The sequence below is a fragment of the Halalkalibacter sp. HAAS-P013 genome (assembly GCF_056619925.1).
Genome location: NZ_JBWQTU010000004.1, coordinates 194,127 through 216,347, shown reverse-complemented (window position 1 = coordinate 216,347; position 22,221 = coordinate 194,127). Strand labels below are relative to the sequence as shown.

General features: G+C 37.4%; 23 protein-coding genes and 1 riboswitch. Of the genes, 1 reads left to right on the top strand and 22 read right to left on the bottom strand.

Annotated elements, in window-relative coordinates; all coding sequences use genetic code 11:
* Positions 1–51 precede the first annotated feature (51 nt).
* Positions 52–1,023, bottom strand: a complete 972-nt coding sequence (locus tag AC1FXP_RS08210) for a CobW family GTP-binding protein (protein WP_480060186.1) — start codon at positions 1,021–1,023, stop codon at positions 52–54.
* Positions 1,024–1,107: 84 nt separating this feature from the next.
* On the bottom strand, positions 1,108–2,307 hold the full coding sequence (locus tag AC1FXP_RS08205) for a GTP-binding protein (protein WP_480060184.1): 1,200 nt from the start codon (positions 2,305–2,307) through the stop codon (positions 1,108–1,110).
* 162 nt (positions 2,308–2,469) lie between these two features.
* Between AC1FXP_RS08205 and AC1FXP_RS08200 the strand changes: the two genes are divergently transcribed.
* Positions 2,470–2,811, top strand: coding sequence for a hypothetical protein (locus AC1FXP_RS08200; protein ID WP_480060182.1), 342 nt, complete (start codon positions 2,470–2,472; stop codon positions 2,809–2,811).
* A 77-nt stretch (positions 2,812–2,888) separates the two neighbouring features.
* On the opposite strand, the gene AC1FXP_RS08195 is transcribed toward AC1FXP_RS08200, so the two are convergent.
* The 20 genes from AC1FXP_RS08195 to AC1FXP_RS08100 all read right to left on the bottom strand — a co-directional run bounded on the left by AC1FXP_RS08195 (position 2,889) and on the right by AC1FXP_RS08100 (position 22,220).
* Positions 2,889–3,317 carry a bifunctional adenosylcobinamide kinase/adenosylcobinamide-phosphate guanylyltransferase gene (locus AC1FXP_RS08195; RefSeq protein ID WP_480060180.1) on the bottom strand — a complete coding sequence of 143 codons (429 nt, stop codon included), beginning with the start codon at positions 3,315–3,317 and terminating at the stop codon, positions 2,889–2,891.
* A complete protein-coding gene (locus AC1FXP_RS08190) occupies positions 3,269–3,907 on the bottom strand; it encodes a histidine phosphatase family protein (RefSeq protein WP_480060178.1) in 639 nt (212 codons plus the stop codon). The genes AC1FXP_RS08195 and AC1FXP_RS08190 overlap by 49 nt, the downstream gene beginning before the upstream one ends.
* On the bottom strand, positions 3,859–4,617 hold the full coding sequence (cobS, locus tag AC1FXP_RS08185; RefSeq protein WP_480060176.1) for an adenosylcobinamide-GDP ribazoletransferase: 759 nt from the start codon (positions 4,615–4,617) through the stop codon (positions 3,859–3,861). Before cobS ends, AC1FXP_RS08190 begins: the two co-directional genes overlap by 49 nt.
* Positions 4,614–5,165, bottom strand: a complete 552-nt coding sequence (locus AC1FXP_RS08180) for a bifunctional adenosylcobinamide kinase/adenosylcobinamide-phosphate guanylyltransferase (protein ID WP_480060174.1) — start codon at positions 5,163–5,165, stop codon at positions 4,614–4,616. The genes cobS and AC1FXP_RS08180 overlap by 4 nt, the downstream gene beginning before the upstream one ends.
* On the bottom strand, positions 5,162–6,241 hold the full coding sequence (gene cobD, locus AC1FXP_RS08175; RefSeq protein WP_480060172.1) for a threonine-phosphate decarboxylase CobD: 1,080 nt from the start codon (positions 6,239–6,241) through the stop codon (positions 5,162–5,164). Before cobD ends, AC1FXP_RS08180 begins: the two co-directional genes overlap by 4 nt.
* Before the next feature lie 18 nt (positions 6,242–6,259).
* A complete protein-coding gene (gene cbiB / locus AC1FXP_RS08170; RefSeq protein ID WP_480060167.1) occupies positions 6,260–7,240 on the bottom strand; it encodes an adenosylcobinamide-phosphate synthase CbiB in 981 nt (326 codons plus the stop codon).
* A gap of 66 nt (positions 7,241–7,306) precedes the next feature.
* Positions 7,307–8,821: a cobyric acid synthase gene (locus tag AC1FXP_RS08165; protein ID WP_480060165.1), complete on the bottom strand. Its 1,515-nt coding sequence runs from the start codon at positions 8,819–8,821 to the stop codon at positions 7,307–7,309.
* Positions 8,822–9,068: 247 nt separating this feature from the next.
* Positions 9,069–9,620 carry a cob(I)yrinic acid a,c-diamide adenosyltransferase gene (gene cobO, locus AC1FXP_RS08160; RefSeq protein WP_480060163.1) on the bottom strand — a complete coding sequence of 184 codons (552 nt, stop codon included), beginning with the start codon at positions 9,618–9,620 and terminating at the stop codon, positions 9,069–9,071.
* A 33-nt stretch (positions 9,621–9,653) separates the two neighbouring features.
* A complete protein-coding gene (cobT, locus tag AC1FXP_RS08155) occupies positions 9,654–10,691 on the bottom strand; it encodes a nicotinate-nucleotide--dimethylbenzimidazole phosphoribosyltransferase (RefSeq protein WP_480060161.1) in 1,038 nt (345 codons plus the stop codon).
* A gap of 12 nt (positions 10,692–10,703) precedes the next feature.
* Positions 10,704–12,080: a cobyrinic acid a,c-diamide synthase CobB gene (locus AC1FXP_RS08150; protein WP_480060159.1), complete on the bottom strand. Its 1,377-nt coding sequence runs from the start codon at positions 12,078–12,080 to the stop codon at positions 10,704–10,706.
* 48 nt (positions 12,081–12,128) lie between these two features.
* Positions 12,129–13,598 carry an adenosylcobinamide amidohydrolase gene (locus AC1FXP_RS08145; RefSeq protein ID WP_480060157.1) on the bottom strand — a complete coding sequence of 490 codons (1,470 nt, stop codon included), beginning with the start codon at positions 13,596–13,598 and terminating at the stop codon, positions 12,129–12,131.
* Positions 13,591–14,664: a FecCD family ABC transporter permease gene (locus tag AC1FXP_RS08140; protein WP_480060155.1), complete on the bottom strand. Its 1,074-nt coding sequence runs from the start codon at positions 14,662–14,664 to the stop codon at positions 13,591–13,593. The genes AC1FXP_RS08145 and AC1FXP_RS08140 overlap by 8 nt, the downstream gene beginning before the upstream one ends.
* Positions 14,627–15,643: an ABC transporter substrate-binding protein gene (locus AC1FXP_RS08135; protein WP_480060153.1), complete on the bottom strand. Its 1,017-nt coding sequence runs from the start codon at positions 15,641–15,643 to the stop codon at positions 14,627–14,629. Before AC1FXP_RS08135 ends, AC1FXP_RS08140 begins: the two co-directional genes overlap by 38 nt.
* Positions 15,644–15,806: 163 nt before the next feature.
* Positions 15,807–16,004: riboswitch (cobalamin riboswitch) on the bottom strand.
* 78 nt (positions 16,005–16,082) lie between these two features.
* A complete protein-coding gene (gene bluB, locus AC1FXP_RS08130; RefSeq protein ID WP_480060151.1) occupies positions 16,083–16,739 on the bottom strand; it encodes a 5,6-dimethylbenzimidazole synthase in 657 nt (218 codons plus the stop codon).
* A 46-nt stretch (positions 16,740–16,785) separates the two neighbouring features.
* Positions 16,786–17,568 (bottom strand): ABC transporter ATP-binding protein, encoded by a 783-nt coding sequence (locus tag AC1FXP_RS08125; RefSeq protein ID WP_480060149.1) that lies wholly within the window; start codon positions 17,566–17,568, stop codon positions 16,786–16,788.
* 14 nt (positions 17,569–17,582) lie between these two features.
* Entirely contained in the window at positions 17,583–18,284 is a 702-nt protein-coding gene (locus tag AC1FXP_RS08120) for an ATP-binding cassette domain-containing protein (protein ID WP_480060147.1), read from the bottom strand.
* 13 nt (positions 18,285–18,297) lie between these two features.
* Positions 18,298–19,110 (bottom strand): nickel transporter permease, encoded by an 813-nt coding sequence (gene nikC / locus AC1FXP_RS08115; protein WP_480060145.1) that lies wholly within the window; start codon positions 19,108–19,110, stop codon positions 18,298–18,300.
* 11 nt (positions 19,111–19,121) lie between these two features.
* Entirely contained in the window at positions 19,122–20,051 is a 930-nt protein-coding gene (nikB, locus tag AC1FXP_RS08110; protein ID WP_480060143.1) for a nickel ABC transporter permease, read from the bottom strand.
* A 15-nt stretch (positions 20,052–20,066) separates the two neighbouring features.
* Positions 20,067–21,605 carry an ABC transporter substrate-binding protein gene (locus AC1FXP_RS08105; RefSeq protein ID WP_480060141.1) on the bottom strand — a complete coding sequence of 513 codons (1,539 nt, stop codon included), beginning with the start codon at positions 21,603–21,605 and terminating at the stop codon, positions 20,067–20,069.
* 48 nt (positions 21,606–21,653) lie between these two features.
* Positions 21,654–22,220 carry a nitroreductase family protein gene (locus AC1FXP_RS08100; RefSeq protein ID WP_480060139.1) on the bottom strand — a complete coding sequence of 189 codons (567 nt, stop codon included), beginning with the start codon at positions 22,218–22,220 and terminating at the stop codon, positions 21,654–21,656.
* Between the last annotated feature and the right edge of the window lies 1 nt (position 22,221).

Here is a 22,221-nt window from a genome sequence, read left to right as displayed (position 1 = left end):
TGATGAATAAAAAAACGTCAGGATGAATAAAAAATCCTAACGTCTTAGCTATTATGATGACGCACCTGCTTTTTGAACGATCCGTCCCCATTCCTTCTTAATTTCTTCCTCATTCAACTCGATGCCAATAAGAACTAAGTAGGGATCTCCAGTGTAAGACGAGCGCTCCCAATTTACTCGTTTCATAACATGCTGCATAAGGTATGTACCATCCCAAAGAGATAAATATCCTTTTGCACGTAGAAGGTTCGACTTCCACTTTTTGAGAAATGTTTCAATTTCAGCTGTATTGGTTGGGGAGGCTAGTTTCAGTGTAATGCTATTGATACGAGAAAAAGAGTGATGGTGAGAATGATTGTGATGATCGTGAGGTTCCCCCTTAATTCGCACTTTTATGGTATGCTTTGGAGACTTTAGTTGATTCAATAATGGATTTAAATCGATATTACTATAAGTTGAGAAGAAAACTCTCGACGTTGAATTTTGTTTTATTAAGACCTTGTATATTTTTTGCTTTTTTGATTCTGACACTAAATCGGTCTTATTTACAATGAGTAAGTCAGCCACTTCTATTTGTCTCCTAGTTGTCTTCACTAATTCACGATCCGACTCAAACAAACTATTGTAAGATAGAATATGTTCAGCATCAATTAACGTAATTACTTTTTCTAAATACACAGTATTAATTAATGCTGGTTCTGTTAAAGAATCAGCAACTTCTTCTGGATTTGCAACACCCGTTAATTCAATAAAAATAACATCAGGCTTCAATGCGATGAGCTTTTCCATACTATGAGCGACTTCACTTTTTTTACTACAGCAAATGCATCCATCTAACAACTTTTCTATTATTTTACTTTTACCAGAAAGACTCACACCATCTGTATCTGTTTTGCCGATTTCATTCATCAAAACAGCAGCCGATAGATTTCTCACATCACACTCTTGAAGTAATCGCTCTAACAGTGATGTCTTTCCACTTCCTAAAAACCCACTCAATACAAATACTGGTATCTTAGACATCTTTTCAACCTCCTATTTGCTTACGATCTACTTATACTTACAATCAACAAATCGTAATTATTACCATTTATGTTCCCTACCACCTTACGACTTCTGTAAGATCCATTTGAATGGATCTTCTAACCCTTTCCAATCTGTTGTAAATTCAGTATCTGTTAATAGGCAATCATCTAGTTCTTTCGTTATTTCACCGATGTCAAGGTCTGTTCCTATAAACACAAGTTTTGTATGTCTGTCACCATATTCAACATCCCAATCGTTTAATACATGAGGATTTTCCTTTAGTATTTGTTTTTGCTCTGCTTCAGGAAGGCTGGCCACCCAGTAGGAAACTGGCTCAATGGTTACAGACGTTCCGGCTTGAGACATTAATAAGGCTAGATTATTTCTAGTTGCACACCAAGCTATTCCTTTGGCTCTTACAATGTTAGTTGGCATATTGTTGATCCAGTTATGAAAGCGTACCGAGTGAAATGGTTCCCTCCTCATATAAACAAAAGAGGAAATCCCATACTCTTCTGTTTCTGGAGTATGTTGCTCGTGCCCCGCTGTCAATTCACGAATCCATCCAGCTGAATTGCTAGCTTCTTCAAAATCAAACAAATGTGTATTTAGGATCTCGCTAGGCTCAACCTCAGCTTTAACAGAGCGAATGATCTTTGCTTTTGGTTGCAATGTTCTTAGTACGGTTTCAAGTTTTTCTAACTCTTGCTCTGATATGAGGTCACACTTATTCAAAATAAGAACATCACAAAACTCTATTTGATCGATTAGTAAATCAGCAATCTCTCTTGTATCATCCTCACCTATTGATTCTTTCCGGTCGAGTAAGCTATCTCCTGAACGAAAATCATGCCAGAAACGATTCGCATCAACGACAGTCACCATCGTATCTAAACGGCAGAATTTTGTTAAATCAATATTTAATTCTTCATCTATATATGAAAACGTTTGTGCAACCGGAGTTGGTTCACTAATTCCAGTTGATTCAATGACGATATAGTCAATATTTCCTGCCAGAGCCAATTTCTTTACTTCAATTAACAAATCTTCTCTCAATGTACAGCAAATGCACCCATTAGACATCTCAACCAACTTTTCTTCTGTTCTAGATAATTCGCCACCTTGCTTCACTAGTTCCGCATCAATGTTAATCTCACTCATGTCGTTTACGATGACCGCAACTTTTAATTCTTCACGATTTTTCAAGATATGATTTAATAAAGTTGTTTTCCCAGACCCAAGGTAGCCACTTAATACTGTGACTGGAATGATTTTATTCATAAATACCTCCTACACACGAACAAATCGTAATGATTACTATTATCACATTCTAAACCGTGTCTCACATATTGTCAAAAGATTTTCTTAAATATGTTTGAACTTCCTTTTCTACGGACAAGATAAAAAAATCAATTTTATATTAACAAGAAAGGATGATCGAAAATGGAACAAGAGCATCATATTCATGAAAAACATCCCCACAAGCACAGCGTGGCATGTGGTCATACAAAGATTAAGCATGATGATCATATTGATTACGTACACAATGGTCACCTTCATCATGAACACAATGGTCATTGGGATGAGTGCAAAATCCCTGTATCAGAAACAAACCCTAATGAGTGTATGCCTATGAATTGTGGTTGTACTCATGATGAAGATTGCGGTCATGAGCTAGTCCCTCATGGAGATCATATGGATTATTTAGTTAATGGACGCTTGCATCATGTACATGGTGATCACTGTGACGATCATGGACCTGTAGAATTGGTAAGCGTTCAATAAAATACAAATTAATTATGAAGCTAATTATTACCCCTAACGAACAACAAACAAGGGGATCACCCCTTGTTTGTTGTTCGTTATTTAATTTTTTTTGATAATCCGTTCCATACATAATGGACCTCTTCTGCAACCTCAGCAGCATCTTGCGCAACCCATCCAGTAAGATCCCTTACCATTCTCTCATCTTTTTGCAAAGGGACAATTCCTCTGCCAATTTCTAACATAATAAGAACGATTTCACTCGCTCTTTTCCGTTCTTCTTCTTTTAATAACCTAAGAAAAGATTGCATGTTCCTACGGATATCATTACTATTTTTTTTATTGTTCAACTCTTCAGCTAACCAGTTTTCCCACCCTTCCATTACTAACGTTGAATCTTTTTCCCACTTTAAGTCCCATTTCGATACTGAATCACCATCGTATGCAGACAACCAACTGCATTTTGTCATCATTCCTCTTACAATTTTTCTTTTCCCTGAAAAGGCACCTCCGATAATGAGTTGCATACCCATTCTCCTTTCACCCAAACTAACGACAACTTAATCCCTTGCCCATGTTTTACTGTAATATTCCAAAAGGGATGAGCCGGTACCATTTTAGACACAAAATAACGAATGACCCCTCCATGAGTCATAATGAGAATTTGCTTTTTAAAATTTGTCTTATTTTCTAGTAATCTCTGAAATAATTCATCAAAGAAAGAGTTGATTCTAGCTTTAAAACTTTCACCTGACTCTCCTCTTGGTGTACTATACTGTTCCCAATTATCGAGCCAATTTTGATAGCTAGATTTATGTTTTAACTCTTCGTAGGTTTTCCCTTCCCAATCGCCAAAGTTCATTTCCCTTAACCTTGTATCAACATAAGCGTGCGAAGACAGGTTTAAACACGTCAATGTTTCTTGGCAACGACGTAGATCACTTGTAAATACATGGTCAAATTTTATATTCTTTAACTCATCTTTTAGCTCTGTTAACTGATCTAGTTCGCTCTTGATTACTTCTCGGTCAGTATGCCCTAAATACCTTTTCTGTTGATTCCAATCCGTTACGCCATGGCGAACGAAAAATAAATCCAGGTGATGACAAGTCCCCATAGTTCTCCTCCTTCAATAGCTGTGCCTAGTAAGTCCCCATTTGTTCCTTTAAATCGATGCTTGATCCACAGGCCAAACACAACGATAAATAAAAAATATGCGGGAATGAAAAAGAGAAAATCTTGGAAGAAAAATAAGATCAGTGCAATAGGAACAGCAGCATACAAACTATCTAGCCAATTTAAGCTTTTCTTCCACTCCCATGCTAACCCCTGTTGTTTTGCCGTTGGGAGAAAAATCATTAATATTACAGCACCTAAACGAGAAAAAGCTAAAATAAAAAGGAAAGCATAAATAGCCACCTTCGATTCGAGCAAAACGTAAATGATCAGCATTTTCCATGCCAGTAAAAATATAAGCGCAATAATACCAAAGCTTCCTACATGGGGGTCTTTCATAATCTCCCACTTCTTCTCAAGCGGAGCATTTGAACCTACTGCATCAGCGACATCCATCCAACCATCTAAGTGCAATCCACCTGTGAGCCAGACCCATACAGTAAGAACAAGTAAAGTCATCATACTTATAGGAAGATATGATTCAAATGACCATATCAAGACGAGTATCAGCTGGCCTAATACAATACCAACAAGAGGATAACATCGAATTGCCCATTTACTTGTTTGTTTGTTCCAAGGACACTGAAAAGGCACGGGTAATCGTGTAAGAAATTGAATCGCAAGCATAAACCCATACATCATGTGTTTCATCGTTCTTCTCCCTTCCAGTAAGTTGGAAGTCCTGCAATGACTTGAATAGCCTGGTCTGCTTGTTCAACAATGATCTTATGTATTTGTTGCAAAGCATATATATATGTCAGTACTTCTTTGGAAGAATGAGGGAGCCCTTCATTTACTTCATTGGAAACAAAAACAAGATGAAGTTGCTTTTCTTTTGCAATGGCTAACCAGACGTTAACCATATCATTCGTTTTTTTCATACTATATTCTAAGTCGAACATAACATTACTTAACCATATCGTTAAACAATCAATTAGTATAACATCTTCTTTATTACAATGTATAAGAAACGATGTGAAGTCATAAGGCTCTTCAATCGTCTCCCACTCTTTTACTCTTTCTTTTTGATGAATTTGGATACGTTCTTCCATTTCAGCATCACTTTTCTTAGAAGTTGCTATGTAATATAAGCGTCCTTTTTTGTTTTCTTTTTGTCCCTTTATAAAAGTTGAAACAGCTAAATGCTCAGCCAATTGACTTTTACCAGAACGAGCACCGCCAGAAATAAAAATAATCACGATTCATTTCTCCACTTCTTAAGAACATAGACTAGCTTTTCATTTTCTTCCTTTGACCTAATCGCAATTCGTATGTACTCTCCATTAAGTCCTTTAAAATTATGAGTGTGCCTCGTTAATATTCCATAGCGTAATAAAAATTGAAAGAGCTCATTTGTATTTTTCTTCTTATCCTGCAAGATATAAAAGTTTACTCTTGATGGATAAATATGAAAATCCAAATCCGTTAAACTCTTAAACACATATTGAGATTGTTCCTTTAGCCATCCTTTTGTCTTCTCAACAAACGAAGTATCTTCTAGTAGTTTTGGAACAATAGCATCCGCTAACGAGTTAATACTCCATGGAATTTGCTCTTCCTTTAATGCGTTAACTAATTTAGAATTCGCCATAATATATCCAATTCTAAGTCCAGGAATCGTATACATTTTCGTTAAGGAACGTAATAAAATTAAATTGGAGTACTTAGACAACCAACTAGAAAGAGAAGGAATAGAGGATGGCAGGAAATCTACAAATGCCTCGTCGACTACTATGGTCGTCCCCGTTTTTTTCCCTTCTTCTAAAAGAAGGTGTAAATCTTCCTCTTTCACAACCGTCCCTGTTGGATTATTAGGGCGACATAAAAAGATAACATCTGTTTTTGTAAGCTTTTCAAGAATAGATTTTAACGGTAACTGAAATTGATTTTCCGACTCATAAAAGACATCATTCACATCAATATGATAATGGTGACACGCTCGCTCGTACTCCATAAAGGTTGGATGAACAATTAAGGCTTTCCCTTTTTCAAAATATTTAGCTACTAAAAAAATCGCTTCCGCTCCACCGTTCGTTAATAGAAGCTGACTTTCTTCCACTCCTTCATGATAAGCTAAAGAACTGCTGCTACTAAAGTACGTGGGTTCTGGGTAGCGAGTAATTGTATCGTAATGTTTATTTAATACTTCTTTTAACCAAGGTGGAGGTCCAAGGGGATTTAAATTGGCACTGAAATCTAGTAACTTCATATCCTTCTTCATGTTAAAGAGTTGTTTGATCGTTTCTGGCTGTCCGCCATGATTGGGCCACTTCATTCTTTCACCTCATTTAATTTATCTAATCAAATATAGAATGCACACGCCGATCAAGAAAAATATGATCCACCCTCCATGCATATATAAAATCGATTTTCCTATATCGTTCCGGACTAACTCTCTTAACGATTCTCCCATTGGCGCTCTTACAGATTTGACTCCGCTATAATAATTGATTCCACCTAATTGAACTCCTAGTAACCCAGCAACCATTGCTTCAGACCAGCCACTGTTTGGACTCGGGTGTTTTCTTGCATCTCTCCATGTTATTTTCCAACCATGAATTTTTTTTGATCCTTTGACAAAAAAGGAAGAAAGCCACATAGTAAGGGCTGTTACTCTCGCAGGTATCCAGTTTACCACGTCATCTAGCTTGGCTGATGCCCATCCAAATTGCTGATACCTATCATTTTTGTATCCAACCATTGAATCTAACGTATTAATCGCTCGATACACCATTGCCAAAGGTGCACCTCCAATAATAGCCCAGAATAATGGAGCAGTGATGCCATCGACTGTATTTTCTGCCACAGTCTCAACCGTTCCTCTGACTACTTCACTCTCGGACAAATTTTTCGTATCACGTCCAACAATCATACCAAGGTTTCTTCTTGCTTCCTCTAAATTCCCATCAACTAAAGGTGTTAAAACATTTAACGCAGCTGAACGAAGACCTTTTATAGCAATTGTTGTTGAAATGAAGTATACTTCGACTATAACACCAACAAACGGATGTATTTTATATGCAAAGAAGACGATTAAAAAGGTAATAACAAATACAATAGAAATAACTATTGCTGTAAAGAGGCTCCCCCTCCTTACTCGATTTTCTCCTTTATTTAACCTCGTCTCTAATCCAGAAATTATTTTCCCCATTTGTACAACAGGGTGTGGCATCCAACGAGGATCACCAATTAGCAAATCTAATAAAACAGCGCCCATTAAAATTAAACATAATATAATAATGGGATCGTTAAATGTAGTGAGATTACTTAACATTTGGTTCGATTCCTTTTTTGTTAGTTTCTTTTTTCATCCTGTTTATCCTAAATTAATCAATAGGGATTACATGTCCTTCTTCTCCTGAAAATCGGTCATCATTTTATAAATTCGATTTAACTGGATATTTTCCCTTACAACCTTGGCTAATAAATCAAAACCTTCTTCTTTTTTCTTAGCGAAAGAAGCTCTATTATGAATTGGCTCTAAGCCTTTTGTATGCCTTACCTCATTAAGTAAGACTTCCCGGAATAAATCATTATGAAAAATCCCATGAAAATAAGTTCCGATTATTTTATTATCACAACCAATTACTCCTTCTCTTCTTTCTGATAATTGAACAAAATGGCGACAATCCTTGTCATATTGAGATACACCCATATGGATCTCATACCCAGAGACTGGTATTTCTCTCTGTGCAAAACTAACAACTCCTTTAGACTGAACCGTTGTTTTTTTGGGTGTCATAGAAGTTTTCATAGGGATGAGTCCTAATCCTGTAGCCTCAACATGTGAAGATTCCACTTCATGCTTATCCTCAATCACATTCCCAAGCATTTGATAACCCCCACAAATGCCGATTATCATCGTATCTTTATGTGCTAACTCTAAAATCCGATTAGATAAGCCTGAATCATGTAAATACAACATGTCTTCAATTGTATTTTTGCTGCCTGGTAATATAAGTAAGTCAGGTTCCCCTAATTCTTCAGCTTTTTTTACAAAACGAACATGACAATCAGACTCTTCAAAAAAAGGATCGACGTCCGTAAAATTTGAAATCATTGGGTAACGGATGACAGCAACATCAAGCTCTTTGGAAGAATCTACTTTAGTCGAATATTGACTTAAAACAACTGAATCTTCAGCCTCAATCATCAAGTCATCTATGTATGGAATAACACCTAGAACGGGAAGTCCCGTATACTCTTCAAACCAAGATAGTCCCGGCTGTAATAACGATATGTCCCCTCTGAATTTATTAATCATCACACCTATGACTCTTTTTCGATCTTCAGGTTCAAGAAGTTGTAATGTTCCGACTAAACTTGCAAAAACTCCCCCCTTCTCAATATCCCCTACTAAAATCACTGGTGCATTAGCAATCTTGGCAACACGCATATTCACAAGTTCCCGATCATTTAAATTAACTTCGGCGGGACTCCCTGCTCCTTCAATCACAATTCGTTCATACTGATTAGACAAACTACGGTAAGATTCTTTGATCAACTTTAAACCTTGTTGAAAAAAATCTTGCCGATATGCACCAGCTTTCATATTTTTATAAGGCTTCCCGTGAACAACAATTTGTGATTGGTATACTCCACTTGGCTTAATCAAAATTGGATTCATATCCGTTGTCGCATTAACACCTGCTGCTTCGGCCTGTACACCTTGTGCGCGGCCAATTTCTTTTCCGCAGACAGTAATGTAAGAATTTAAAGCCATGTTTTGTGATTTAAAAGGGGCTGTTTTAAAGCCATCCTGAGCAAATATTCGGCATAAAGCGGTAACAAGAGCACTTTTTCCAGCATCTGAATGAGTACCTTGAATCATTAACGGGATAGCTTTTTTATTCATGAGATTTCACTCCTGACTTGTTCCTTATCTAGAGGGAAGGTCCCTCTTAGCTTAAATGTGCGCTCGGTTTATCAACAAGCAAAGCTACCTGTTTTTTTCATAATCGTGCGAACATGGTTGCGATGGCTACACTCGCCGTGCGCCTTTTATGAGAAGAGCGCTCCTAAATGGCTTAAAACATTACGGCGGCTTCGCTCATCGCTTCGAGTTTAAACAAAAAGGGAAGATCGCCCTTTTTGTTTAAACTCTAAAATTCTATTCCTTTTACTGCTGGGATGCCTTCGTTGTAGTAGTGTTTTTCGGGTTCAATAACGGAGACGAGGTCCGCCAGCTCTTTAATTTCTTGCTTGGCACTTCTTCCTGTTATAACAAGATGAACATGTGAAGGTTTGTTTTCGATCAATTCAATCACTTCTCTAAAGGGTAAAACATCATCGATTGGAAATTTGTCAATGGCTAAAGCATTGTTTAATTCATCTAAAATAACTAAGTCATACTCTCCACTCATAACAGCTTCTTTTGCTTGGGGCCATGCTTTTCTTAAGGCTTCTCTATGTTCCTCTGGAGTTTTTGTCCATGTAAATCCTATCCCAAGTTGAACCATCTCAACACCCAACCTTTTAAGGGCAATTTGTTCCCCATATGTCCTCTCTGGTGACTTAATAAATTGAAAGATCTTCACCTTAAACCCTCTACCAATTCCTCTTAAAGCTAATCCTAAAGCCGAAGTTGTTTTCCCTTTCCCATTCCCAGTATATACAAGAGTTAAGCCTTGTCGTTTTTGTGATTCTTTACTCATGTTAACCTCCTATTATTATAAAAGTTAGAAAGATTACTCTTTTTCTGAAATACCAGCAGAACTAAAAGTAGCCATTTCTTTTAGCATTAATGTGGCTGATTGAACAATGGGAAAGGCAATGGCTGCCCCAGTGCCTTCTCCTAATCTCAGTCCTAAATTTAAAATTGGTTTCTTCCCTAATAATGAAATGGCTACCTCATGCCCTGGCTCTACTGATTGATGGGTAATGATCATATAATCAACCACTTGTTTTGAGATTGCTTTAGCAATTAATGCGGCAGTTGTACAAATAAACCCATCTACAAGAACCGGTATTCGATTTTCAGCTGCAGCAAGCATGGCCCCTGTCATTCCAGCAATTTCAAGCCCTCCTACTTTGGCTAAAACATCTATAGGATCATCTGGATTTGGATCGCGCTGTTGTAATGCTTGTTTAATAACTTGAACTTTATGTATGTATTGTTCCGATGAGATACCCGTCCCATTACCAACTATTGAATCTACATCTTTGTTACTAAGTACAGCTAACACCGCGCTACTTGCCGTGGTGTTTCCTATACCCATCTCACCAAGAATAAGACACTGTACACCTCTTTTGACCATCTCTAACGCTTGAAAATAGCCTGCTTCGATTGCCGCTTCCGCTTCTTCTCGACTCATGGCATCTTCCTTTGAAAAATTAGCGGTTCCGTAACGAATTTTTTTGTTTACAAGATTATTATGTTCAATGTCTGTAGTAACCCCTATGTCAATAATTTCAAGCATTGCGTCTATTTGTCTACTAAAGACATTGATAGCCGCACCACCACTTAGAAAGTTTCGAACCATCTGCTCTGTAACAGACTGCGGGTAAGCGGACACACCTTCAGCTGTAATCCCATGATCTCCAGCAAAAACGAGAACTCCTGGCTTAGTCACACTTGGAAAATCCTCATTCTTCATTTCTGCAAGTTGTATAACTAATTCTTCCAACCTACCAAGACTTCCAACCGGTTTCGTTAAAGTGTTGATATATTCATAAACCCGTTTTCCCATATCTTTGTTTAGCTCTGGAATCCGATATTGCTTCATACTCTTTTACTCCTAATTAGCTTTATTTTCTAAACATTTTTCAATCCACTTCTCAACCATATCTAGACACGATGCGAAATGAAAATGGGTGTAACCCGCCACTAGATTATGTGTTACATAGCCTTCTTTTTTTGAACCACGCATGCCTTTTGTTTCATAAGCATATGGGATATCTTCTATAGCACTCTGAAAGGACGAATAATGGAATTCATGTCCTTTGGCTATCTGCTTTCCGAGTAAGTAATTATTGTTTTGTCCAGTGATCTCCCTGTACCCGAGTGCAGCTAATTTAGATTGCATCTGTACATGTCCTGGGATGACGCCTACCATTTCATGCTTCGTCTTTTCAGTCGTTTCAATGGCTTCTGTTAAAAACATGAACCCCCCGCATTCAGCGAGTGTAGGCAAGCCATTTTCAATGGCAACTTTTATTGAACTTTTTGATTTAGTGCTTTTTGCTAGGTCACGTGCAAATTCTTCAGGAAACCCTCCGCCAATATATAGCCCATCTACTTGTTCCGGTAGCGGTTCGTCGGCTAATGGAGAAAAATAAACAATTTCCACCCCATGTGCTTCCAAGATTTCTAGATTCTCAGGGTAATAAAAATTGAACGCTGCATCTTTTGCTACCGCAATCGTAACGAATGGATCTTTCCTTCGTTCGAAAAGAGAAGAACTTTCTTTTCGTATTATTGGCTCCGCTTTAGATAATTCAAGAAGTTTGTCCATATCAATCGTTTCAAGAACCAGCTCTCCTAATTTATCAAAAAAAGGATCAAGTTCTCCTCTTTCAATAGAAGGAATGAGTCCTAGGTGACGCTCTGGGATTTCAATATCAAGTTCTCGTTTCAAGTAACCGATGACAGGAACGTGACATTCTTGCTCTATTGCTGTCTTTACTAACTGAAAGTGACCTTCGCTACCTACTTTATTGGCGATAACCCCGACAATATTAGGCCCTTCTGCTAATAATTGAAACCCTTTTACAATAGCCGCTGCACTTCTGGCCATACTTGCACAATTTACTACTAGCAAGACAGGACTTTTTGTTATCATACTAATCTCAGCCGTACTACCTTCGTTTGTTTTTGGATTTTTCCCATCAAAAAAGCCCATAACGCCTTCCATGATGGAAATGTCAGCCCCTTGACTGCCATGAGTAAAAATGTCCAACACACTATCTTGCGTGAGCATCCAACTATCTAAGTTACGGGACGGGCGGTTCGTCACAGCTGTGTGGTAGGAAGGATCAATGTAATCTGGACCACACTTAAATCCCTGAACCGTTAACCCGCGCTTTTTTAAAGCTGACATTAAGCCAATTGTCAATGTTGTTTTACCAACCCCACTTCCGGTCCCCGCAATCACAATTCTTCTGTTTAATGACAAAGTCAACTCCTCCTTCTAAATTTCTTCAATTTGCAAAAATCGTCTAAATTAATTTTGAACTCTTTCTAAATACTTTCGTATTGCTTTATGTGTTGCATCATATACCATTTGCCCAATACCTTTTCCAACATCCGTACCAGACCCAGCATATGGCGTCTGTTCTCCATTCTGTGTTAGTGCTAACAGTAGAGCATCGGTTGATGTTCCTGTAGCAATAGTATGAGAGTCAGGGTCTTTTATTTGAAGTTCCTGCAAGGCTTTTACTTTTGCTTCTGTTGCAGACATATACCCATTCACAAGAGCACCGTCTGAGAAATTTGCATCGACAAAAACCATTGTATTAATTGTTCCGACTTGTGTCTTTCGTCTTTTCTTTGCTTCTGTCGTAATATCAACGGCATTACCTACTCCAGCTGTAACGATCACTAGCATAGAGATTCCTTCTATTACTTTTTCTATCACAACCATATCCTCTAGGTTTACAGCTGTCATCATCCCAACAGCTTGTTCGTAAGGAATATCATGAATCTCCATCCACATCCGTATATCCTGTTTAGGATTAGAGCAATCATAATTTTTCTTAACATGGAAATTACAAAAGTGATTTACCCATTGTATTCCTTCTCCTATCACCCCATTTGATATCGTCCGTAGCGGCTTATCAAATTGAACATGAATGTACTGATCATTTTGCTCTATTATATATATATCTTTAAATAAGAAAGGTTCTTCTTGTAATGAGTGATTGGGTGTCATTAGCAGTTGGGGTTTTGGGACTGCTGGGTGGGACTGCGTGTTCACCTCGACTTCATAAACTTTTTTTAATTGACCTTCTTTACGCAATGTGTCGACACCACCAACATCTAGAAAAGCTCCATTGTGAAGCAAAGCAATTCGGTCGGCGTAAAGAGAAGCTACATTTAAATCATGTAAAATAGCAAAGATTGTTAATCCCATTGATTGTTGACGCTCTTTTAATAAGTCGAGCATTTGAAATGTGTGTTTAATATCTAAATGATTTGTAGGCTCATCTAAAAGTAACAGTTCTGGTTCTTGTGCTAACGCTTTTGCTAACAAAACCCTTTGTTTTTCACCACCACTTATCATTCGAAATTGAGTTTTTCGATAATGGCTGACTTTTGTTATCTCCATTACTTCCTCAATGACTTGCCAATCCTTTTTTGATAATTGCTTTAATACCCCCTTCTGGTGGGGATAACGTCCAAGACTGATAATCTCTTCAACTGTGAAATCAAAAGAGACTTGTACTTCTTGGGATAAAACAGCTACTTTTTTCGCTTTTTCAAGCTTAGAGAGTGAGGAAATAGGTTTCCCGGATAATAGAACATCTCCTTTTTTAATTGGTAGTTGTCCAGTTATTAATTTAAATAAGGTTGTTTTCCCACTACCATTTGGGCCCAGTAAAGCGAAAAATTCTCCCTTTTCAATCTCTAAATGTAATCCATTAATAATAGCGGTATTTGTGTAGCCTCCTACTAAACTTTCAACCTTAATCACTTCTATCTCCCCTCCCAATTCTCTCCCTAATCAACAATGTTGCAAATACTGGTGCCCCTATTAGAGCTGTAATTACCCCAATTGGTAATTCTTTTGGGGCAATTATCGTTCTAGCCACTAAGTCTGCGAGTATAAGAAATGATCCTCCTGCTAGAATCGACAATGGAAGTACATGCCTGTGATTAGGACCCGTTAAAAGACGAACTAAATGAGGGATGACAAGACCAACAAATCCTATGGACCCAGAAACGGCAACAGCTGCTCCTGTTAATAATGAAGCTCCAATTAAGATATAGGTCTTTCCTTTTTTCACATCCACTCCAATGTGATCTGCGGCGTTTTCTCCTAAAGCCAGCGCATTCAACTCTCGGTAATGAATAAGCAGGATAATTGAGCCAATAAACATAAAAGGAACAATCAGTTGTACGTGGCTCCAGCCCCTCATTCCAACACTTCCATACAACCAATAAATGATCTGTGTCATAGCATCTCTGTCACCTAATGAAATAATTAAAGAAGTAACAGCCCCAATAAAGGCACTAATAATAATTCCAGCAAGGATGATGGTTTCAATCGCCAAGCTTCGACTACTTAACCGAACAAGGCCAAATACAACAAGCAATGTAACAAACCCACTAATTATCGCAACAACCGGCAATGTGAAATTCCCTAACCCTACGATCGTCACTTGAAAGAACAAAACTGATACAGCTCCTAAAGCTGCTCCGGATGAGACACCAATCGTGTAAGGATCAGCAAGTGGATTACGCAAGAGCCCTTGAAAAGCCGCACCAGCTAGTCCGAGTGAAGCTCCAACGAAAAACGCAAGAAGAACCCGTGGAAGGCGAATATTCCAAATAATCATTTCTTCATTTCTTGGAACGTCTGTAAGCCATCCAAGATTCAAACTATAATCTAACACAATATGTAAAATTGTAGGAATAGGAATGGTCACACTGCTTACCAATAAGCCAAGGAGGGTTGTACCTAGTACAAACCCTCCGCTTACTATATATAACCAAACAATTTTATTTTTTAAATACTTCTGGGTAGATGAGTTCTGCAAGTGTCTCCACTCCTTCGATTAAACGAGGACCAGGTCTGGTTACTGTATCATTATCTACATCAAATACTTGTTCATTTTGAATAGCAGGTACCTCAGCCCATCCATCACGTGCAAGAACGTCACCACTAGGATTATCAACATAATAACCGTACGTAGTAATAATGACATCCGGATTTAACAGAACAATTTCTTCTTCCGTTAAACTTACCCAGCCTTCATGATCCCCCGCTGCATTCACTGCTTGGATGGATTCAAGCATCTCGTGCATAAATGTATTTTGTCCTGTTGTAAAAATATCAGGAGCTGGTGAAACTTCAACCCAAACTTTTTTCTTATCAGTAATAGATTCTTCTGCTTGTTCTTTAATTGCTTCAAGACGCTCTTTCATATCAGAAATGATTTCTTCTGCTACAGTCTGACTTCCAGTTGCTGTAGCGATCATATCAATCTTGTTATAAACATCCTCAAAAGATGAAGCACTTCCAACGACTACGACATTAATACCAGCTTCTTCAAATTGCTCAAGAGTTTCTAGATGCGTGTTGTAATGATAATCAGTTACGAGAGCAATATCTGGCAAAAGAGTCAGAATAAGTTCTGCATTCATATCTTGAGCGCCAACTTTTTCAATTTCTAGAGCTTCCGCTGGATAGTTACAATAATCAGATACTCCAATTACTTTATCTCCTAATCCTAGTGCAAATGATACCTCTGTATTGCTAGCTTGAATCGAAACGATCGTTTCAGGCTCTGATTCAATTGTTACTTCGCGATCTGCATCATCAACAATCGTTACAGGAAAGAGTTCTTCTCTCTCTGCTTCTGATTCAACTTGATTTTCAGCAGCAATTTCTTCCTCATCTGCGTTCACGTCATCTTGAGTATTTTGCTCTGTTGTTCCACAGCCTGTAATAATAGCCATCGTAAACAATAGTACAAGACCTACAAGCCCCCATTTTTTCAAAAATTCACTATTCATTTCTCTTTCCCCCTTTAATTTGAGCACAAAAAAACGCTATTCCAAAGGAAAGCGTGAATGTAAAAGGCACGTATGTAGTAGTCTTACAAAAACATAATACTATCTACTCAATACTCAAGTATGTAAAATACGTGTGCTCTTAAACATTCCTTTCCTCGAGGAAGCTTAATATTACAGATAGGCAGGTCTCCTGACTTACGAATCTTCGTAGGTTATCCTTCCCATGTGATTACACACAGTGGATTTTAGCTAACCATCCTCATCGCTTACAGTGGCGGGACCGTGTTGGATTTACACCAACTTCCCTCTTAGTCTTGAATGTCAGAAAACCTGAACATTCAAGAAACCTATTTGTCTAATATTCATTTTTTGCTCTAGAAGCTATTATAATAAAGTTCTCATGCCTTGTAAATTAATTATTTATTTTGTCGAAATTACTTCAAAGATTTTCATTCTCTCCCCATTTATTTTTAAAAATGAGAGGATCCAAATTTTTTCTTTCTTCCCATTTTGACGTTTCAAGAATTGGTTTATCTGGATATTCATTGGTATAACCAATTGTTAAAAGTGCTACAGGATCAATATGTGGCGGAATTTCTAGTATATCACGCACATCTTGTTTTTTATAAAAACTAACCCAACCTAGTGCCAACCCTTCTACACACGCTGCTAACCACATATTTTGAATGGCACAAGCAGTAGACAGTTGATCTGTTTCAGGAATAGAGTTGCGTCCTAAGACATGAGACCCTCCTCTAGTCGGGTCACACGTTACACAAATTGTTAAGGGGGATTCTTTTATCCCTTCAATTTTCAAATTTAAAAAATGAGATTGTTTCGCTTCTTGTTCTTCATAATGAATTGCAAGAGCTCTTCTTTCTTTATCTGCTGCCCAGGCAAGACGCTCTTTCACTGTTTGAGACGTAATCATAATAAAATTCCATGGTTGCATAAATCCAACTGATGGGGCATGATGAGCCGCATTAAGGAGGTTATATATTGATTCTTCAGGAATAGGCGTTGGTAGAAAAGTTCGAATATCTCGTCTTTTATATATGACTTTATACAATGCTTTCTTTTCTTCTTCAGTAAACATTTAGTTCCTCCAGGTCGTCTATTTCGTTAAAGCGCTCCTGCCTTTCTCAAACTTCAACAAAATTATGTACCAATAAACGTGTATAAGGGTGTTTTAACTGTCGCAGGTTCCAATTTCTAAAAATTTCTATAATTTCACCTTGATACATAACAGCCACTCGATCACATAATTTTTTTGTCGATTCAAGATCATGAGTAATGAATAAATACGATATCTGTTCTTTTTTTTGGATGTTCTTTAACATATTTATTATAGATGCTTGAGACTCTCTATCTAAACTAGCAATCGACTCATCAAATATAATAAGGTCAGGTTGTACTGCTAAAGCCTTTGCAATACACACGCGCTGTTTTTGTCCTCCACTTAATTGAGCGGGGTACCGTGATAAGTAAGAATCGTCAAGACCTACTAGGTTCAACAATTTTAAAACTAATCTTTTCCACTCTGCTTTTTGTTCTTGGAAATAATTATGAATAGGTTCTTTCAGAATTTCTTCTACACGCATTTTTGGATGTAAGGAAGTAGATGAGTCTTGTAATACTAGTTGGATACGTTTATAAATCGCTAAATCTGTCATCTGTTTCCCATATATACATTGACCGTCTAGTAGAATTTGTCCTGATGATACTGTTTCCAACTTCATAATTAATTTAGCTAATGTACTTTTTCCACTACCGCTTTCTCCAACAAGTGCCAGACTTTCTCCTTTATTTAAACTCAGATTAACTTCTTTAACAGCTTTATAGTTGGGATTAACTCTAAGCCACGTTTTTTTATTTATTCTAGATGGATATTCCTTTGTTACATAGCATAACTCAAGTAGACTCATGTCACAACTACTCCTTAACACATTTGTACGACTCGATCTGCGAATCTATTTACACTTTTGTTATCATGTGAAATAAGTAAAATTGTTAGCCCAAACTCATGCTGAATCTTCTTAAGTAAGGATAAAACTTTGTCTCTATTTATTACATCAAGAGCTGTTGTTGGCTCATCAGCAATTAAGATTTTTGGACGTAAGCTTAACATCATGGCTAATAAAATCCTTTGACGCATCCCCCCGCTTAATTCAAATGGATAAGAGGTTAGAATATATTTGGGATCTGTAAATCCAACTTGACTTAAAAGACTATGTAAATATGATTCTATATCTTTTTTTAGCCATTCCTTCTTTTGCTTTATTGTTTCTATCATCTGTCTTTTTACAGTACGGATTGGATCTAAACCATTTAATGAATGTTGAATTAATAAAGCTATTTCGTCACGACGAAGCTTTTGCCAGGCTTTATTATCATAATGGAGGATATCTTCACCTTTGTAGATAATATGACCATTAGTTACTTTGAAATTTGTTTCCAACAAACCAACAATTGCTTGAGAAGTCAGACTTTTGCCACACCCACTTGGCCCCGTTAACGCAACCATTTCAGCTGGATACAATTGAAACGATACATCATAAATTACCGGACTACACTCACTAGCTTCATAATAGGATATTTCTAATTTTTCAACGTTTAATAAAGGGGCTTTGTATGTAATCATCTTACACCTCTTTTCAGATTGAGTCTTCCAATTTTTTATACCGATCACTGATTAGTTGACACGATAATACGAAGAACATAATGGCGAGACCTGGAAAGATCATAACATGTGGGGCAATTTGAAAATAAGAGGTTGCATCATGCAGCATCACACCCCATTCCGGTATTGGTGGCTGAGTTCCCAAACCTAAAAAAGAAAGTCCCGCAATTAGCAGAACAATCCTCCCCATATCCAAAGCTCCAAAAACAAAGACTGGTGAAAGAATTTGAGGAAGGATGTAGCGCTTCATAATTTGCAGATGAGAATTCCCAGACATTCGGGCTGATACTATATAATCTTCCTTACTTATTTTTAAAACAAGACTACGAATGAGACGAACATAGTTAGCCCATCGCACCATAATGATCGCCACAACCATATTAAAAAACCCCGGTCCTAATATACCAACAATAGCGATAATTAGTACAATTTCTGGGAACGCAAGAGTCCCATCAATCATCCTCATGAAAATATGGTCCGTACGACCGCGCACATAACCAGTTAAAAGTCCTATAGGCAGACTAATCACCCCAGTGAAAATCATTATGAAAAACGATGCTGATACGGTTATTCTAATTCCATAAATAATCCGTGTTAATATACAACGTCCTAAATGATCTGTTCCAAACGGGTAATTCCAACTCGGAGGTGATAGTCTACTAGAAAGATTAATAGCCAGTGGATCGTGAGGAGCAATCCACGGTGCAAAAAGACCGATTAAGATAATACTTGAAAGGAATCCAATTCCAATAAATAAGTGTAAATTTGTTTGCACGGCCTCTTTCATTGGTTTTCCTCCTAACCGGCTCTTAAACGTGGGTCTAAGATTACATAAATGATATCGACAAGAATATGGATGGAAACAAATAAGAATGAAGCAAAAATCACATACCCTTGAATGACTGGATAATCACGAAGGGAAATAGCATCAATAATATATTTACCTAAACCGGGCCAGGAGAAGATGGATTCTATAATAATGCTACCACCTAACATAAATGCCAAGCTCGTGCCTAGCATCGTTACAATAGGCAAGAAAGCATGTTTTAAAACTTGAAATACGAGAATGCGAGCCTGGGATAACCCCCTGGCCTTTGCTGCTTTTACAAAGTTTTGATTCATTAACTCCAACATATTTGCACGTAATACACGGGCATAGATGGTACCCATACCAAGGCCAAGTGTAACAGCTGGTAAGACAAGATTCTGCCAATTTCCCCTCCCCATAGAAGGGAACCAGCCAAATTGTACAGAAAAAATATAAATGAATATAAAGGCTAACCAAAAGGAGGGAATGGCTGATCCTAATAAGGCCATAAATTGACCAATTCGATCCAAATATCCATTAGAAAAAATCGCAGTACCAATACCCATAATAAATGTGATAGATACCATAACAAGCAAACCAGCAATCGCTAATTCTAAGGTAGCAGGCAACCTTCTTAACAATTCATCAACCACAGGTTCTTTAGAAACATATGAGGTCCCCCACTGTCCAGTAAAAACATCCATTAACCATTGTATATATTGAGTCCATAATGACTCCGTTAACCCTAGTTCTATTCGTAAGTCTGTCAATGCTTCTTCAGACACGGGTACATCATTCATTGAAAGTAAAATAGAAGCTGGATCCCCTGGCGACAACCTTAATAGAATAAAAGTAAAAGTAGATACACAAAACATGACTAATAATAATTGAAAGATCCGTTCAAAACAAAAGCGAATCATCTCAGCTTTCACCCATTATTCATTCACATCAATTTGTGAATGTATATAGTAATACTCAATAGGGTGAGGGATAAACCCTTGTACTTCATTCTTCACACCAAAAATCGTCTTTGGGTGAACGATAAATGATTGCGGAAGATCTGCATTAATCGTTTCTTGTGCTTGTACAGCCAATTGGTTTCGGCTTTCTGTCTCCGTTGTCTCGTTTAATTGATCGAGCATACTATCCAAAGAATTTGAAACATATTGACTAACATTTGATTGACTATCAGAACGATAGAAAACATTTAAAAAATATTGTGGGTCACCAGTATGTGCTGTTAACATACTATACATTGATAAATCCCAATCTTCCTTCCCTAAAGCATCATCAATATTTTCAACTTGACGAATGTTAACCTTAATTCCTTCATTTGCTAATCTACTTTGGATAATTTCAGCCATTACAGAAAGTTCTGGTCGTTGCGGAAAAGATAACATCGTAACTTCAAACGGTTTTTTTTCTTTTTCCCACGTACTATTGCTATTTTTCTTCCAACCGTCTTGCGTCATTAATTGTTCAATCGATTTCTTGTCTTCATTTCGTTCCACTTTACCAAAAGGAAGAATATCTGAAAATGGGCTGTTTGCTACTGTACCATGTCCTATCATGACTGAATTAACAATCTCTTCACGTGGAATAGCTTTATCAATCACTTTTCGATAAGTTTCTTCCTTAAACAAAGGAGAATTCATATTATAAAGAAGCATATGCGTTCGTAGCGATGGAGCTGTTAACACTTCAATATTGTCATCGTTATCTAATAAGGAAATACTATCAATTGGAATATCTGTTGCAGCGTCTATCTCCCCAGATTGCAACGCCATTAATCGCGTATTTCCATCAGATATATATTTGATTTTCACTTCTGATAATAGCGCTTGCTCTCCCCAGTAGTTGTCATAGCTCTCTACAAGAAGTGATTCACCTTTGTTAAATTGTTTTATTTTAAAGGCCCCTGTGAGAGCAGGAAAGACATTCTCATCTTCCACCGATGTTACATCAACAATCATAGTAGAAGGATCAGCTAAATGAGCAATCAACGCTGAATTAGGATTGCTAGTTACAACTTTTAATTCATCTGCTGCCAATACTTCTATTTCTTCTATTTGCAATAAATCATTCGCTCTTTGATTTTTCTCTAAAGACCTTAACAATGACTCTTTAACACTATTTGCGTCCATCATATTGCCATTATGAAATTTCACTTGTTCCTCAAGCATAAATATCCATGTTGTTTCATTTTCTTGTTTCCATTCTTTTGCCAACCAAGATGTTGGCTCCAATTGGTCGTTAAGTTGGATCAATGTTTCCCCCGTGCCTGAGCGCATTACTTCCCAACTATTGCTCCCATGTGGATCAAGACTTGCCGGGCTCCATGGGAAAGCAACTGTCAGCGTTTTACTAGCAGTTGTATCTGTAGATACATTTGATGCAGCACATCCAGACAATCCGAAAATAAATAAAAAAAGAGCTGCTATAGATAATGCAATATGATTTTTACTACCTTTCATCCTAAATCCTCCATGAAGTTAAAAATACCTTACCTGATCACTATTTCGTTACAGCCATACTGTTTTTTCTTTAAAAGGTGTACGTTTTTTATCCTTTTCTTCTTCTAACCCTTTCTGATCCGGGTAACCTATAAAGACCATTCCAATCAATTTCTTATTTTCAGGTGCACCAATAAACTCATGCAAACGGCTATCATGAACGAGACCAACTCCTCTCGTTCTCCAGACAAAACCAAGATTTAATTCTTGTGAAGCTAGCCACATTGAATGAATGGCACAACATACCGCATATTCATTATCTTTTGAATCTGCTTCTTTCGGAAGGATGTCAGAGGTTACAGCTATTATAACGGGTGTTTGTTTCACAACTTTAATTGAACTTTCTACTAAATGAGGTTTCGTTGGAAAGCGCTCCTGTAAATATTCATATGCTAGTTGTTCATATCTATTTTTCGCCTCACCTTGGATAACAAAGAAGCTCCATGGTTCGCGCATTCGGTCATTTGGTGCTAATGTAGCCACTTCAAGTAATTTCTCTATTTTCTCTCGCTCTACTTCTTTATTTTCATAGTTACGAATAGCTCGCCTTGATCGTAGTAAATCAAATGCGTTCATT